The following is a 15,636-nucleotide window of genomic DNA, read 5'->3' as shown; positions in this document are numbered from 1 at the left end:
GCACTCGAAGCGAGCTACAATGAAGAGCGCCCCATGGGCGGCAGGCCCACCATCACACCGATGCCGGCGCGAGCCTTGATACGGATACCAGACATGATGCTCAACCAGGCCAAATCCCTGCGGCCCCCGCAAGGCAGATTCAGGCAATGCGGCTCCGCCATCGTCGAGTTCGCCATCATCGCACCGGTCTTCCTGCTGTTCATGATAGGCATCATCGAACTGAGCATGGCGTATTTCGCCAATCTCACCATGCAGCATGCGGTGCGCGAAGGCGCGCGCTATGCCGTGACGGGCAACAAGGATCTCGATCCCGCCAGCAGCAACCAGCAGCGCTACCAGGCCGTCATTCAAAAAATGAAGGATAGTTCGATGGGCATCTACGACAAAGTCAATCCCGTCATCACGGTGAACGGCACCAGCGGCACCAGTGCCGGCATGTTCGGCAACAGCGGCGATATCGTCGTCATCTCCGTCGCATACAACTGGAAATTCGCCACGCCGATGATGGCCGCTTTCTACAAGGACGGCAAATCGTCCAACGTCGTCGCCGCCACCATGCGCAATGAAAGCTTTGGCGGCTTATGATGCGCCGCCGCTCGCTCCCTCTGCCGCGGCGTGCCGCGCGCGGCATCGCCGCCGTGGAATTTGCCATCGTGCTGCCACTGCTGGCCGTGCTGCTGTTCATGGTGGTCGACCTGTCGCGCGCCATCCAGGCCAAGATCATCCTGCTCAACATCAGCCGCGAGGGCGCCAACCTGGCCTCGCGCTCGACCACCGACCTGAGCGGCTCGAGCCAGAGCATCATGGATGCGCTGGCCGCCAGCACGCCGCCGCTGGACATGAACAAGCGCGGCATGATCTATATCACCAAGATCATGGGCTACACGGCGAAGAGCGGCTTGCGCAATATCGTGCTGGAACAGTACCGCTGGGACGCCGGCGCGAAGGCCAGCGGCTACCTGCCCGCCAGCCAGGTGTGGCGCTGCGGCAGCTGGAGCAATGGCACGTGCACCAATATCGCCAAGGCCGACAGTGCCCCCGCAGTGTCACTGATGTCGGGCCAGCTGTCCGATGGCGAACTGATCTACGCCGTGGAGACTTTCTACAATTTCGACATGCTGTTCGGTACATTGAAAATTGGCAACAGCACGACGCCTGTCCTCGGTCCCAACCTTAATTCAATGACGGTATTCTGATGCGCATTCCACACAAGCGGCAAAGCGGCCAAGTACTGATCATGGTGGCGCTGTCGGCCGTCGTCCTGATCGCCTCGGCGGGCCTGGCCATCGATTCGGCGCTCGGCTACTTCGTCAAGGCCAAACTCAATGCGGCCGTCGACTCGGCCAGCCTGGCGGCGGCGCGCGGCGTGACCCTGGGCGACACACAGGCAGCGCAGGCGGCCAACGCGCGCCAATCGGCCAAGGAATTTTTTAACATCAACTATCCCGACAAATTCCTGCTCTCCACGCCCGTACTCAATCCCGTCGGCGTGGTTTTCGACAGGGGCACCGTCACCATCGACGTCTCGGCCACCGCCTCCCTGCCCGTCTCGCTGATGGGCATACTCGGCTTCAAGACCCTGAACGTGGCCGCCAGCGCGCAAACCATCCGCAAGGACCTGGACATGGTGCTGGTGATGGATACGTCGGGGTCGCTGTCCAGCAATGCGGCCGCCGTGCGGGCCGCCGGCAAGTCATTCCTGAATAAATTCAATTCCACCGTGGACCGGATCGGCTTGCTGCATTTTTCCAGCGGCACCGTCATCGACCTGCCGATCAAAAAGCTCGACCGGGGCTTCAACCGCACGCAAGCAAGCACTGCGATCGATAACTACGGTTTTAGCGGCAACACGAATTACTCGGAAGGCATGTGGCGGGCACGCGACGAACTCAATGGCATCAGCAAGTCCGACCGCTCCAGCCTGCGCGTCATCGTCTTCTTTTCCGATGGTGCGCCCACTGCCTTGTCCTCGTATTTTTTCCCCGCCACCAGCGGCAACTGCACGGAGGCCGGGGCGCTGGCCGTCTCCGCCACGCTGCCCTCCAGCGGCAGGGCAACGAGCGGGCTGTATCGCATTGATGCTGCCTCGCAAAGTCTCACCCCCACCAACTCGTGCGCGGCTAGCCTGATCAACAAGCTGCCTGCCTGGTATAACGCCCACCAAACCAAGGCCCAGGCCGATGCCGCGGCGCCAGGGGATTTTCCCATCTTGACCAATACGCCGCGCAAGGTGACTGCAGACATTTCCACACGCACGCTCCAATACAACAATGTGCACCGTGCAGCGCGCAACTTGCCCGAAGCGATGGCAAGCAAGTCGCGCCTGGAAAACACCTACATATTTACCCTGGGCATGGGCGCGGGACTGAAGGCCAAGGAAGGCCCGGACAACGAGGTGGGCGAAGACTTGCTGCGCTGCATGGCCAATACGGCCGATGCGCCAGTGCGCTGCCGCAAGCCGGCCGAACCCATGGGCCTGTACTGCTATGCGGCCACCGAGAGCGACCTGAGCCCCTGTTTCACGCGGCTCGCCTCGGCCATCCTGCGCATTTCCAAATAAGGCATGGCCATCGGCTAGAAGGCAAAGCAGCTGCAGCCCAAGGTACCCCAGAAGCCGGAAAAGTCGGAAATCGGCACGGCCGACTTGCGCGCCCGGTCGTGGGCATGCGCATGCACGCCGCAGGCGCCCGCGCACTGGTGCGGCAAGGCCGTTTGCGCCGGCCTGGCTGCGGGACGGTAATGGCCCGGCACCGCGCGCACGGGCGACCATTCGGGCAGCACGGGAATCGGTGGCGGCGCCAGGGTCGCAAATTCCGCCTGAGCGTGGACGATCTTGCCGCCCACCATGGTCAGCACAGAGTCGATGGACTTGATCGCCTCTTCCGGCACGGCGAAATAATCGGCCGACAGCACGGCAAGGTCGGCCAGCATGCCCGCGCGGATGCGGCCCTTCTTGCCTTGCTCGCTGGAAAACCAGGCGCTGCCCGCCGTCCACAGCTCCAGCGCCGTGTCGCGCGACAATCTGCCCGCCGCATCCGTCAGGGCCAGGCCACCCACGGTGCGTCCCGACACCAGCCAGTACAGCGCCGTCCACGGGTTGTAGCTGGCGACCCGCGTGGCATCCGTGCCGCCGCCGACCGGTACGCCCGCGTCCAGCATGCGCTGCACGGGCGGCGTGGCCTTGGCCGCTTCAGCGCCGTAACGCTCGACAAAGTACTCGCCCTGGAAAGCCATGCGGTGCTGGATGGCGATGCCGCCGCCCAGCACCCTGACCCGGTCGATATTGCGCGGACTGATGGTTTCCGCGTGGTCGAAGAGCCAGTGCAAGCCGGCGAACGGTGTGTCGCGGTTGACCTTTTCGAACACGTCGAGCATGCGGCTGATCGATTCGTCATAGGTGGCGTGCAGGCGGAAAGGCCAGCGCTGCTCGACCAGGTGGCGCACGGCCTTTTCCAGTTCATCCTCCATGCCGGCCGCCAGCTCGGGACGCGGTTCGAGGAAATCCTCGAAGTCGGCGGCGGAAAACACCAGCATTTCGCCAGCGCCGTTATGGCGATAGTAATCCGTGCCGTCGCCCGGTTTGACCATGCCGGTCCACTTCTGGAAGTCCTGCAGTTCCGCGCCCTTGTTTTGCGTGAACAGGTTGTAGGCGATGCGGATGGTCAGCTGCTCCTTTTGCGCCAGCTCATCGACGACGGCGTAATCTTCGGGATAATTCTGGAAGCCGCCGCCCGCGTCGATGGCGCTGGTGATGCCGAGCCGGTTCAATTCGCGCATGAACTGGCGCGTGGAATTGACTTGCAAGTCGAGAGGCAGCTTCGGGCCTTGCGCCAGGGTCGCATACAAGAGCATGGCGTTCGGCCGGGCGATCAGCAAGCCGGTCGGGTTGCCGGCCGCGTCGCGCACGATTTCGCCGCCGGGCGGGTTCGGCGTATTTTTATCGTAGCCGACGGCGCGCAGGGCGGCGCGGTTGAGCAGGGCGCGGTCGTACAGGTGCAGGATGAAGACGGGGGTATCGGGCGCGGCCGCGTTGATTTCGTCGAGGGTCGGCATGCGTTTTTCCGCGAACTGGAATTCGGTCCAGCCGCCCACCACGCGCACCCATTGCGGGTTCGGCGTGCGCAAGGCTTGTTCCTTGAGCATGCGCAAGGCGTCGGCCAGCGAAGGCACGCCTTCCCAGCGCAATTCCAGGTTGTAGTTCAAGCCGCCGCGAATCAGGTGCAGGTGCGAGTCGTTCAGACCGGGAATCACCGTGCGACCAGCCAGGTCGATCAGCTGCGTGTCGGGGCCGCGATGGCGCATCACGTCTTCGACGTCGCCCACGGCGAGGAATCTGCCATCGGCGATGGCAACGGCGGACGCCAGCGGCTGCGTCCGGTCGACCGTGTGGAAACGGCCATTGAGCAAGATCGTGTGTGCGTGCATGGGAACTCCCGAATCAGGTGAGAACCCGGCCCCGCCAACGGGCGGCGGAACCGGATCAATGAAAAATCAATGGCCTTCGCTGGCGTTGAACATGGATTTGGCATAGATCAGGCCCAGGCCGTAGCCGCCGCCGTGCGCCACGGCCGTCGCCACCGTCTCGTCGTAGGTCTCGCCGCGGGCCCAGTCGCGCTGCAGTTCCAGCAAGTATTGCACGGACGTCATCGGCTGCACGCCCGCCTGTATCATGCGCTGCATCGCCATCGCATGGGCTTCATCGGAGACGTCGCCGCTGGCGTCGGCGATCACGTAGACGTCAAAGCCCTGCTCCAGCGCCGACAGCGCGGGGCCGACGATGCAGACGGAGGTCCACAAGCCGGCCAGCACGATCTTGCCCTTGCCGTAGCCATTCACCTTGTCGGCGATGCGCGCATCTTCCCAGGTGTTCATGCTGGTGCGGTCGATCGGCGCCTGTTCGGGGAAGACGGACTGGATTTCATTGAAGATCGGGCCGGAGAACGATGTGGCGGCCACCGTCGTCAGAATCGTCGGCACCTTGAATTCAGCCGCCGCCTTGGCCACCAGGGCAGCATTGTTGCGCAGCAGGGCCAGGTCGATGGAACGGGTGGCGAACGCCATCTGCGACTGGTGGTCGATCATGATCAGGGTATGATCGTTCGGGGTCAGCAGTTTTTGTGCGGCTTGGGCGGTGGCGACAGGCATGATGTTTTCCTTAGTGAAAATAATTGAATATGAAGAGGGATGTCGTTGTACGGTGCTTCTGCTCCTGCCCTTGCGCCACGCTGTGTGTGCCGAGCCAGTGCCATGCAGTATGAACGAGATATTTTGAAAACAAAAACGGAAAGAATGCCAAGCTATATGCAATTTTTTCGATGATACGAAATAAACGCAACAGCAACCCACACATCAAGGAGAAAACATGGGATTTGAATTCAGGATCACGGCCAGCCTGACGCAGGAACAGCGCCAGCACCTCGCGCAGTTGCCAGAGTTGGCGGCGGCGGCGCGCCCGCCCGGCAGCGCCAGGCCCGATACCGAAGCCAGGCTGACGGACGCCGGCCTGTATGTCTGCCAGCACCTGCGCCCGGACCCGTGGCACGGCCTGGCCGTCCTGCGCGCCTGGCTCGATGCGCAGGGCGTGGATTACGCCGTCGCGGAGATCGACGACTAAGAGCCTACAGGGAGCCTTCGAGCATGATGCGCAGCATGCGGTAGCTGCCCGCATCGACCGTGCGCAGCAGGCTGCCGCCGCCATCCGCATACAGGCTGCGCGTGCGCTCAAGCTGGCGCAGCAGATTGGCGCCCGACACGCGCAGGCGCAGCTGGTCGCTGAACTTCCACAACGCGTACAGATCCAGTTCGCGCCGGGCGCCCTGCCAGGCCAGCAGCTGGTTTGACTCGCGCGATGGTCCACCGCCCTGGTAATGCAGATTGCCGCCCAGGGTCAACGGCTTGCCGGCCAGCCGGTAATCGGCGCCCAGGTTGGCGCTCCACGGCAACTGGCCATCGAGGCGGTTGTCCGGACCGGCGACGGCGTCCACCGTCGACCAGTTGCGCGCCACGTTCGCCCGCAGGTCCAGCGCGGGGGCGCCCGCCCACAGCGCCGACAGCGGCAGCTTCGCTTCCAGTTCGATGCCGCGCACCTGCGCCCTGCCATGGTTGACGGGCGTGGCCACCCAGCGCCCGTTGTCCTGGTACAGCCGGTCCAGCATCACGTCGCCGATGCGCCGCAGCGAGGTGCTGGCGCCCAGCATGGCGCCTTCCGCAGGATAGTATTCGTAGGCCGCGTCCAGGCCCCACGCCAGTTCCGGACGCAGCGCCGGGTTGCCCTGGTTGTCGGGGTTCACGGGGCTATTGCCGTTGTCGTTGAGGTAGGGGCGCGGGATCAGCTGGAAAATCTGCGGCGCCTTGTAAGTACGCGTGACGGCAAGGCGCAGCTGATCCTTGCCGGCGAGCTTCCACAGGCTTTGCAGCACGGGACTCCATACCTGCGCGCGCACGTCGACGGGGCCGGCGCCACCGGTGGCGCTGGCCGTGCGCCAGCTTTCCCAGCGCAGCCCCAGATACAGCGACCAGCGCGCGGAGACTGCCCATTCATCCTGCGCGAACAGGGCCAGGCGCCGCACCGTGGCCGCATAGTCCTCGTCCGGCAGCACGGGTGGCCCGCCCGGCGACAGCTGGCGTTCGCGTCGGAACTCCGTGCGCCGCCGGTTCCCCGCATCCCAGCCCGCCGCCAGCGCGTGCCCTTCGCCCAGCGTCCGCCGATAGGTGCCGCTGGCCTGCATGCCCACATCGTCCACGCCCGCATCGACCCGGCGCACATTCGCCGGCCCGGGCGCGGCGCCGACACCCTGGAACAGATAGTCGCTGCCACGGTGATTGGCATCGAGGCCCAGTTTCATATCGAGGCTGGCCCCCTGTCCGAGCTTGTGCAGCCAGTGCAGATCGCTGCGCACGGTGCCGCTGTCCTGACTGAAGGCGGCGTCATTGTCCGGATAGTCGGTATGGCCGCCCAGGTAAGACGTTTCCAGCACCTGGCGGCGGCTGGCCAGGCGGCGCCAGGTGACCAGGCTTTGCCAGGCCAGGCTGTCTTCGCCCGCCAGCGCCCATTGCAAACGGGGCGCCAGCTCCAACGTATCGCTCGTCACGCGTTCCGTCAGCGGCGTATGGCGCACCACCGTGGGTCTGCCATCCGCATCGTATGCGCGGTTCCATTCATCGAACAAGCCCCGGCGCCCCGTGTGAGCGAGCGTGCCGGCCAGCGCGTAGGACAGGCGGCCGTCCTGGTCCTCCCACTGCACGGTGGCGCTGCCGGCGGGCATGCCATGGCTGCCGGAGCCTCCCAGCTTGAAGGTGCGCTCGCGCCGCTTGCCCGATTTTTTCAGCACGATGTTGATGGAGCCGGCGATCGCCTGGGCGGAGAATTGCGCCGTGGCGGCGCGCATGATTTCCACGCGCTCGACCAGTTCCGGGTCCAGGGAGTCGAGCGAAAAACCGGGCGGCACGGGTACGCCGTCGAGCATGACGAGGGTATAACCCTGGCCCAGCCCGCGCAGCTGGATTTGCCCGCCAGTCGTGCCCGAAGCCGTGCCGGCGGGCGCGCCGATGCTGATGCCGGGCAGGCGCTTCAGGGCATCGGCCAGCACGCGGTCGCCCTGGCGTATCAGTTCCGCGTGGCCGACGACGATGGCGGCGACGGTGTCGTCGCGGCGCTGGTCCGCTTTGCCGGCGGTGACCGTCACGGAAGGCAGGACGTCCTCGGCACGGACCTGCGCCGTCAACGGCAGCGCAAGGCTGCACAATAAAATACTCAATCGCATGGGGAATCCTGAAAGGTCGATGGTGGTGTCGGGTGTGCGCGCGCGCACCCGACCTGCGGCCTGATAACACTAGCGGCCGAACTGCTCCTTGCGCAAGCGCAGGGCGCGCGCGGTGGCCTTGGCATCGAGATCGGCCAGCCACTGTTGCGGATCCTGCAAGCGCCCGTCCCGGGTGACCTGGAAATGCAAATGCGGCCCCGTCGCCAGGCCTGTGGCGCCCACCGTGCCGATGGCCTGCCCTGCCGTGACGGCCGTGCCGTTGGTGAGCGTGACCCGATCGAGATGGGCATACAGCGACTCGATGCCAGCGCCGTGGTCGATGCGGACGGCCTTGCCAAGGCGCGCATCCTCGCTGACGCTGGCGATGCCGTCGGCCGCCGCATGCACGGGCGTGCCGCGTCTTGCGCCCAGATCGATGCCGCTATGGCCTTGTGGCGTCATCTGGCGTACCACGCCAAAGAAGCCGGTCACGCGCATGCTGTCCAGGGGATTGCGCCAGACAGCGGGCGCCGACGCCGGCGCAGTGAGCCTGGCTGCCGGCGTGGCTGCCACGGCCCACGCCAGTGCCGGCTGCAGCGCCAGGCTGGCCGCGCCGATCACGCACAGCAACAGCGCCATCAGCGCCCGCAAGGCGGGAGCCGGGCGAGCCTGCCCGTCCCGCATGCGCAGCAGGCGCTCGGCCATACTGCCGCCGCCAAAGGCCAGCCCCGGCAGCGGCTGCGCCTGCAGCCCCAGCTGCCTGACCAGGGCCGCCGCATATTGCTGGCGCTGGCGCGGGGCACGGCCAGCCAGGACCTGGCGGTCACAACCGAGCTCTTGCGCCCAAGCCAGCTGGCCGGCCAGCCAGCGCGCGGCCGGATTGAACCACAGCAGCGCCTGCAGCATGGTGGCCAGCAGCCGGAGCAAGGGGTCGCGCCGGCGTGCATGGGTCAGCTCATGGGCGATCACCAACTGCCGTTGTTCCGGCGTAAATTGCGCCAGGTGCGCCGGCAACAGCAAGCGTGGCCGCCACACGCCCACCAGCATCGGCGAGATCGGCGCATCGACTTCCAGCACCTCCAGGCCATGCAGCCGCCGGTGCCGCGCCAGCTGCAGCAAGGTGCGCAACATGGCGTGGCCACGCCGCCAGCGCCAGGCTGCGCAAGCGACGCCCAGCAGATAGATCAGGCCCCAGGCGCAGGGCACCAGGGCCAGCCATGAAGCGGCGGGTGGCAGCCCGGCCGCTGGCGCAGCCATGGCCAGCGGCACGTCGGGCGCTGCGCTGGCCAGGGAAACGGGCACGCTCACCTCGGGCACCACGCTCAGCTGCCGCGTGTCAGGCAGCAGCGGCAGCACAAACACGGCGGCCAGCACCAGCTGGGCGCCGAGCCACACGCTGCGCTGCGCCGCCAGCGCGGGCCAGCGCCGCTGCGCCAGGCTCAGCATTGCCCACAGCAGCGGGCCGGTCGCGAGACAGGCGGCGCTGGCCTGCAACAGCGTGAGGGAAAACAGCAGCATCGCTTATTCCTTTCCCTCGAGCGGCCAGTCCTGCAGCAGTTGCTCCAGCGCCACCAGTTCCTGCTGGTCCACCAGTTTGCTGCCTGTAAACATACTGACCGGCAAGGGACTGTCGATTTCCATCACACGCCGGCCAAAGTCGTGGGCAAACGCGGCCAGGGTGGCCACCTTGTCCACGTTCGCCTCATACACGAGCACGCCATGCACGCTACGCTGCAGCAGGATGCCCTTGTCCAGCATGCGCTCGACCGTCTTGCGCGTGGACGAAAACGACCACCCCAGCTCTTCCTCGACGCGGGCGTGCAGTTCGCGCGCGGACAGCGGGTGGTCTTTCCACAAGGCTTTCAATAATGATAATTCGGTAACGGATGGCGTGGCCATGGAAATCCCCTCATGTGACGAATAAATCAATTATGCGACATGTGTCACATACACGCAAGCAAAACTTGCGACACATGTCGCAAGGCCAGCCTGCCCGCTCCTGGCCTTGCAAACTTGAAACAGTTGGAACGCTTTTTTGCCATGCTGTTATACTTCGCGTGTGCGGCACATATGACCAGTCCCCTTGCCGCTGTCTTTCGACCCCTAATCTGATTGCCTGCGACTGGCGCCCCCCGATGGCGACAGGCCGATCTCACAATAAAGTTACCATGTCCTTTTCCTCCCTCGGATTGTCCGACGCTATCGTACGTGCCGTTACCGAACACGGCTACACCGTGCCGACCCCGATCCAGACGCAGGCGATTCCCGCCGTGCTGGCTGGCGGCGATTTGCTGGCCGGCGCACAAACCGGTACCGGCAAGACGGCCGGCTTCACCCTGCCCTTGCTGCACCGCCTGTCGACTGACGCGAATGGCGCGGCCATCACCAGCAACACGTCCACGCGCCCGATCCGCGCCCTGATCCTGGCACCGACGCGCGAACTCGCCGCGCAGGTCGAGGAAAGCGTGCGCACCTACGGCAAATACACCAAGCTGAACTCCACCGTGATCTTCGGCGGCGTCGGCATCAACCCGCAAATCAAGCAGCTCAAACACGGCGTCGACGTGCTCGTCGCCACGCCGGGCCGCCTGCTGGACCACATGGGCCAGGGCACGGTTGACCTGTCGAAAGTGGAAATCCTGATCCTGGACGAAGCCGACCGCATGCTCGACATGGGTTTCATCCGCGACATCAAGAAAGTGCTGGCCGTGCTGCCGCCGAAACGCCAGAACCTGCTGTTCTCGGCCACGTTCTCGGAAGAGATCAAGGCTCTGGCCGACGGCTTGCTGAACAAGCCAGCCATGATCGAAGTAGCGCGCCGCAATTCGACCGTGGAAGTGATCCAGCAAAAGATCCATCCGGTCGACCGCGACAAGAAGCACCCGATGCTATCCTACCTGATCAAGTCGAATAACTGGACGCAAGTACTGGTATTTACGCGCACCAAGCATGGCGCCAATAAACTGGTCGAGCAACTGGGCGCGGACGGCATCGGCGCCCTGGCCATCCACGGCAACAAGAGCCAGTCGGCGCGCACGCGCGCCCTGTCCGAGTTCAAGGATGGCACCCTGCAAGTGCTGGTCGCCACCGACATCGCCGCGCGCGGTATCGATATCGACCAGTTGCCGCACGTCGTCAACTACGACTTGCCGAACATCCCGGAAGACTATGTGCACCGTATCGGCCGTACGGGCCGTGCCGGCGCCAAGGGCGAAGCCGTGTCGCTGGTCTGCGTGGATGAGCACGAAATGTTGAAAGACATCGAAAAGCTGATCAAGCAAACCCTGCCGCGCGAAGTCATCGCAGGCTTCGAGCCAGACCTGAACGCCCGCGCCCAGCCTGTGCAATTGCGCAGCGGCACCGGAGGTCACCGCAACAACAGCCGCGCGCCAGCGGGCGCCGTGGTGCGCGTGAAAACCGGCGGCAGCGGCGCCAAGCCACGCAGCGCCGGCCCGGCGGGCGGCGGTGGCGGCGGCAACCGCAGCGGCAATGCGCCGCGTTCGGCGGCCAATCACCGCTCCGGCGGCCGCGGCCGCTAATACCTGCGGGTAAGGTATCGCAGCAATAAAAACCGTTCCAGGACTTGTTTCTGGAACGGTTTTTTTATGCACGCCACCATTTGCCGTTTTGGGCTAGGATAGTGTCCATCATCCTCACCTGCATACTGCCATGCCGAACTTCGCTGCCAACCTCAGCATGATGTTTACCGAACTGCCCTTCCTGGACCGCTTTGCCGCCGCCAGGGAAGCGGGCTTCGATGCCGTCGAATTCCTGTTTCCCTATGCCGTCGAGGCGCGGCAGATCGCCATGCGGCTGGAGCGCCACCATCTGCAACTGGCCGTCTTCAATTTTCCGCCCGGCGACTGGGAAAACGGCGAACGGGGCATCGCCTGCGATCCGCGCCGGGGCGAGGAATTCCGCAGCAACGTACAATTGGCGCTCAACTACGCGCTGGCGCTGGGCGCAAAACAGCTGCACTGCATGTCCGGCATCGTGCCACCCGGCATGAGCCTGGAACGGGCGCGGCAAAGCCTGATCGGCAACCTGCAATATGCAGCCGACGCCTGCCAGCCGCATGGCATCCACGTGCTGATCGAGCCGATCAACCGCTACGACATGCCCGCTTACTTTCTGAACCATAGTCAGCAGGCGGCCGACATCATCGCCGACTGTCAGCGCAGCAATATCTTCTTGCAGTACGACATCTATCACATGCAGCGCATGGAAGGCGAACTGAGCAACACCATCCGCGCCCTGCTGCCCCTGATCCGCCACATCCAGATCGCCGACACGCCGGGCCGCCACGAACCGGGCACGGGCGAAATCAATTACCGCCATCTGTTCAAGCTGCTGGACCAGGTCGGCTACGCAGGCTGGGTCGGCTGCGAATACCGTCCCGCGGGCGATACCGTGGCCGGTCTGGGCTGGCGCGAACAATTGACGTAGCAAGCCGCGGCAGGGGAGGCATTCAGGCCAGCACCGCCGCGCCGAAGGGCAAGCTGATGCGCGCCAGCACGCCGCCGCCGGGCATGCCGGCCACGCTCAGCCGGGCCTGGTCGCCATATTGCTGGGCAAGACGTTCACGCACGCTGCGCAAGCCCATGCCGCTGCCCCGCGTCACCGGCGCCGCCTGCAGGCCGACGCCCGTATCGCGCACTTCGAGCAAGAGCATCGCCGGCGCATCCGGGTCGCAGCGTGCCGACACGCACAGCCGCACGGGGCCGGACTTCGGCTCGATGCCGTGCTTGATGGCGTTTTCCACCAAAGTATGCAGCAGCAGCGGCGCAAGCGGCACGCCGGACAGCTCAGGCGCCAGCTCGCAGCTGGTCTCAAGGCGCGGGCCCATGCGCATCTTCATCAATTCCAGATAGGCACGGACGGAATCGATTTCCGAACCGATGGTCCCGCCCCCCTCCTGGCTGGCAGGCACGGCCGCACGCAGATAGCGTATCAGGTGGCCCGTCATGGCGGCGGCATCAGCTGGCTTGCTGCCCGCCAGGTACTGCACGTGCGCCAGGGTATTCCATAGAAAATGGGGCTCGATCTGGGCCCGCAGCACGGCCATTTCCGCCTGCGCCAGCGCCCGCTCCCGCTCGGCCAGGCAGGCCTGTGCCTGTGCCGCCTCAAGCTGCGCCGCCGCAGTGCGGCGTTGCTGGCGCAAATGGCGCAAGGTAGCCCGCCCCGCTACCAGCAACGCCAGCCCGCAGGCACCAAAGATGATGAAATCGCTGCCCCTGTCACCCTGCATGAACAACTGCGTCAGCGGCAGCGGCAGCAAGGCGGCGCCGCTGGCGGCCAGGGCAAAAACGATGGCGGCACCCAGCGCCAGTTCCGCCACGGCCATCAGCGCGGCCAGCGCGGCGGCGGCCAGTTCGCCCCTGGCGCGGCGCGCCGCCAGCGCCAGGGGCAAGGGCAGCGCCCCCAGCGCCAGCCCGGCCAGCAAGCCATGCATCGACAGACTGCTGGCGAGCACCTTGCCGCCCGTCCACTCGATCAGGGCGAGGCCCGACAAGACCAGTACGGCCGTCAGCAGCGGCACGGCACGGCGGTAGTAAGGTGCCGCCATCACATCGCGCGGAACAGGTGATGGTTCGGCAATGACACCTTCAGGCGCGGCAAGTCCACCTTGAGTTCGATCTCCATGGTCTCGCCATGCCGGTGCACGGCGCGGATGTAGCGGCGGTTGACCAGGGTGCTGCGGTGCGTCTGCAGATACAATCCCGTATCGAGCTGGTCGGTCAACTGGCGCAGGGAATGACGGATCAAGCCATCGCAGCCCTCGCCCACCACGCGCGTGTACTTGCTGTCGGCTTCAAAAAAATACACGTCATCGATATGCAGCATGCATACCTCCTTGCCCACGGCCACGTGCAGCCATTCCAGGCGCTGTGGCGGCGCGGCGGACGGCACGGCAATGCCCAGCTGCGCCAGCGCCGCCGCCAAGTCCTGCAAGGGCACCGGCGACGCAACAGCCTGGCGCAATTTGGCGACCACCTTCGCCAGACGCGCCGTCTCCAGCGGCTTGAGCACGTAGTCGACGGCATTCGCCTCGAACGCCTGCAAGGCGTGGTTATCGAAGGCCGTCACGAACACCACCCGCGTGCTGGCAGGCAGCGCGTGCGCCACCTGCAAGCCCGTCAAGCCAGGCATGCGGATATCGAGGAAGGCGATTTCCGGCCGCAACGCCTCGATCATGGCCAGCGCCGCGATGCCGTCCTCGGCCTCGCCCAGCACGCAAAGCTCCGGCCACAGCAGCAGCAGTTGCTGGCGCAGGGCGGCGCGCATATGGGGTTCATCGTCGGCAAGAATGGCGGTACGCATGTGATACTTTCCTAAAAGTAAGATGACACGAATGATAGGCTAGCGCCGCATCAGCGTCTATCGGTGCGAGCTCGACACCAGCGCATACGCGCCGGCGCGCAAGCCTGCGGCATGCACTTGCCAGCGCTTGCCCGCATCGACCAGGCTGGCAGCCGCGCACTCCCACTGCGTCTTGTGCGGCGCCAGGTAGCACAGCGACGGCGCTTGCAGATTGCCGTAGCGTTCCTTGTCGAGCACAAAATAGATGGCGCTGTCGGCCGGCGTGAAATTGCTGACAAATTCGAAGCCATCGATCAGATGGCCCGGCAACTGCGCCATCGGCAAGCTGGCGTGCCAGTAAGTCGACCATCCTGCCGGCTGCGTATAGTTATTGCGCAATTTCGACAAGTGCACGGTGCAAGCGATGGAGCGTGGCGCCAGCACGGTGGGAATGCGCGCGCCCATGACCCAGGCCGTATCGCTGGCACCTGCCCAGGTGGGCAGGCTGTTGGCCGCAATGCCGCGGTAGTCGTTGATCTCGATGCTCAACGCCTGCCCCCCAGCGAGCGCCTGGCTGCTGCCGGCCAGCGAACGCAGCGAATTGGCCATATAGCGGTAAGCATTCATGGGAGTCGGTGCCGTATCCCAGCCCTCCCCGGCTACCGAACTGGTTTCCGGCGATTTGATGCCGCAATACTCGGCCATGGGCACGAACAGGCTGGCCTCGGCCGCCGGGCCGCGCGCCTCGCCATCGCTGCCGCCCGTGCCGCCACAGGCGCCGAGCAACAGGGCGGACAGCAGGCCGGCAATACTCAATGGAAAAGAAATAGGGGTAGTCATGCGGGCTTGCCTCGGTGAGTGGATGAGGCCCCGATTCTGGCTGGTGCGACGCGGGGATGCAGCCAGCTTGCGACGAATGACGGCAAACGTCCGAGCAACGCCGCCTTCCCGCTGACGAGTGCCAGGCAATATTGCCATGAGACACTATTACAACTGCTATACTTATGATTATTTTATAACATCCGCGGGCCATGCCGGCAATGCCATCTTCTGCACACTTGATTTCCTGCCGCCTCGCTGCCTGCCTGATTGCCCTCTGCAGCACTTCCCACGCCGCCCCTGCCGGCGCGCCGCTCGACGCGGAAGCCCTGCTGCAAATGCACAGGCTGCAGCAACTGGAACTGGCAGCGGGCCGGCCGCTGGCGTTGGAGACGGTGCTGTGCATGGATGACAGCCTGGGCGCGGCGTGGAAACTGCCAGGCAGCGGCTCCATGCCGCCCAGCCGCTGGCAACCGGTGGCCGAGCGCATACGCCTGAGCGCCGAACAGTGCGCGCAGCCGGAGGATGGTCGCCAGTATCGCGCCACGGCAAGCTGGCGCGAGGCATTGCAGCAAAAGCTGCAGCAACGTACGCAGATGGAGGCGGAACGGCATCGCCTGCGCGCCTGCGTGACACAGGCAACGACAACCGAGGCACTGAAAAGCTGCATCACGGCGCCAGGCCAACCCGCGCTCACGCCTGAGGCATGGCAGCGCTGGCTGACCATTTACGCCAACCGCGACCGCGTATGAGCGGGCACTTCCTTGCGCGCCGC

General features: G+C 65.1%; 15 protein-coding genes. 7 read left to right on the top strand and 8 right to left on the bottom strand.

What is annotated here, in order from left to right; translation table 11 throughout:
- Positions 1-93: 93 nt before the first annotated feature.
- From ACP7DW_RS24675 to ACP7DW_RS24665, 3 genes are read left to right on the top strand one after another with little or no spacing between them, the layout of a single operon-like run.
- Positions 94-585: a TadE family protein gene (locus ACP7DW_RS24675; RefSeq protein ID WP_426056956.1), complete on the top strand. Its 492-nt coding sequence runs from the start codon at positions 94-96 to the stop codon at positions 583-585.
- The gene (locus ACP7DW_RS24670; RefSeq protein ID WP_426056957.1) at positions 582-1,196 is read left to right on the top strand and encodes a TadE/TadG family type IV pilus assembly protein; all 615 of its coding nucleotides are present in this window, start codon (positions 582-584) and stop codon (positions 1,194-1,196) included. The genes ACP7DW_RS24675 and ACP7DW_RS24670 overlap by 4 nt, the downstream gene beginning before the upstream one ends.
- A complete protein-coding gene (locus tag ACP7DW_RS24665; RefSeq protein WP_426056958.1) occupies positions 1,196-2,560 on the top strand; it encodes a VWA domain-containing protein in 1,365 nt (454 codons plus the stop codon). Before ACP7DW_RS24670 ends, ACP7DW_RS24665 begins: the two co-directional genes overlap by 1 nt.
- A 14-nt stretch (positions 2,561-2,574) precedes the next feature.
- Here ACP7DW_RS24665 and ACP7DW_RS24660 read toward each other — a convergent pair whose 3' ends face one another.
- Both ACP7DW_RS24660 and ACP7DW_RS24655 read right to left on the bottom strand, forming a co-directional pair.
- The gene (locus tag ACP7DW_RS24660) at positions 2,575-4,425 is read right to left on the bottom strand and encodes an amidohydrolase (RefSeq protein WP_426056959.1); all 1,851 of its coding nucleotides are present in this window, start codon (positions 4,423-4,425) and stop codon (positions 2,575-2,577) included.
- 66 nt (positions 4,426-4,491) lie between these two features.
- Complete coding sequence (locus tag ACP7DW_RS24655) at positions 4,492-5,145, bottom strand: hydrolase (protein ID WP_426056960.1); 654 nt, start codon at positions 5,143-5,145, stop codon at positions 4,492-4,494.
- 217 nt (positions 5,146-5,362) lie between these two features.
- Between ACP7DW_RS24655 and ACP7DW_RS24650 the strand changes: the two genes are divergently transcribed.
- Positions 5,363-5,614 carry a hypothetical protein gene (locus ACP7DW_RS24650; protein WP_426056961.1) on the top strand — a complete coding sequence of 84 codons (252 nt, stop codon included), beginning with the start codon at positions 5,363-5,365 and terminating at the stop codon, positions 5,612-5,614.
- Between the two features lie 4 nt (positions 5,615-5,618).
- Here the strand turns inward: ACP7DW_RS24650 and ACP7DW_RS24645 are convergent, their stop codons facing one another.
- From ACP7DW_RS24645 to ACP7DW_RS24635, 3 genes are all read right to left on the bottom strand, one after another.
- The gene (locus tag ACP7DW_RS24645; RefSeq protein WP_426056962.1) at positions 5,619-7,763 is read right to left on the bottom strand and encodes a TonB-dependent receptor plug domain-containing protein; all 2,145 of its coding nucleotides are present in this window, start codon (positions 7,761-7,763) and stop codon (positions 5,619-5,621) included.
- 69 nt (positions 7,764-7,832) lie between these two features.
- Complete coding sequence (locus ACP7DW_RS24640; RefSeq protein ID WP_426056963.1) at positions 7,833-9,260, bottom strand: M23/M56 family metallopeptidase; 1,428 nt, start codon at positions 9,258-9,260, stop codon at positions 7,833-7,835.
- 3 nt (positions 9,261-9,263) lie between these two features.
- A complete protein-coding gene (locus ACP7DW_RS24635; RefSeq protein ID WP_426056964.1) occupies positions 9,264-9,641 on the bottom strand; it encodes a BlaI/MecI/CopY family transcriptional regulator in 378 nt (125 codons plus the stop codon).
- Positions 9,642-9,910: 269 nt separating this feature from the next.
- On the opposite strand from ACP7DW_RS24635, the gene ACP7DW_RS24630 reads away from it, so the two are divergent.
- Entirely contained in the window at positions 9,911-11,281 is a 1,371-nt protein-coding gene (locus tag ACP7DW_RS24630) for a DEAD/DEAH box helicase (RefSeq protein WP_298412075.1), read from the top strand.
- Positions 11,282-11,411: 130 nt separating this feature from the next.
- Entirely contained in the window at positions 11,412-12,188 is a 777-nt protein-coding gene (otnI, locus tag ACP7DW_RS24625; protein WP_426056965.1) for a 2-oxo-tetronate isomerase, read from the top strand.
- A 22-nt stretch (positions 12,189-12,210) separates the two neighbouring features.
- On the opposite strand, the gene ACP7DW_RS24620 is transcribed toward otnI, so the two are convergent.
- The 3 genes from ACP7DW_RS24620 to ACP7DW_RS24610 are packed head-to-tail and all read right to left on the bottom strand — an operon-like array spanning position 12,211 to position 14,882.
- Positions 12,211-13,308: a sensor histidine kinase gene (locus ACP7DW_RS24620; protein WP_426056966.1), complete on the bottom strand. Its 1,098-nt coding sequence runs from the start codon at positions 13,306-13,308 to the stop codon at positions 12,211-12,213.
- Entirely contained in the window at positions 13,308-14,063 is a 756-nt protein-coding gene (locus ACP7DW_RS24615; RefSeq protein ID WP_426056967.1) for a LytR/AlgR family response regulator transcription factor, read from the bottom strand. Before ACP7DW_RS24615 ends, ACP7DW_RS24620 begins: the two co-directional genes overlap by 1 nt.
- 57 nt (positions 14,064-14,120) lie before the next feature.
- Positions 14,121-14,882 (bottom strand): hypothetical protein, encoded by a 762-nt coding sequence (locus ACP7DW_RS24610; protein WP_426056968.1) that lies wholly within the window; start codon positions 14,880-14,882, stop codon positions 14,121-14,123.
- A 200-nt stretch (positions 14,883-15,082) separates the two neighbouring features.
- Here ACP7DW_RS24610 and ACP7DW_RS24605 point away from each other — a divergent pair, with 200 nt between their 5' ends.
- Positions 15,083-15,613, top strand: coding sequence for a hypothetical protein (locus ACP7DW_RS24605; protein ID WP_426056969.1), 531 nt, complete (start codon positions 15,083-15,085; stop codon positions 15,611-15,613).
- Positions 15,614-15,636 lie beyond the last annotated feature (23 nt).

The sequence above is a fragment of the Janthinobacterium sp. PSRC1-1 genome, assembly GCF_049897525.1.
In the GTDB taxonomy this organism is placed as follows: Bacteria; Pseudomonadota; Gammaproteobacteria; order Burkholderiales; family Burkholderiaceae_D; genus Janthinobacterium; species Janthinobacterium tructae.
This window is presented reverse-complemented; position numbering and strand designations above follow the sequence as displayed.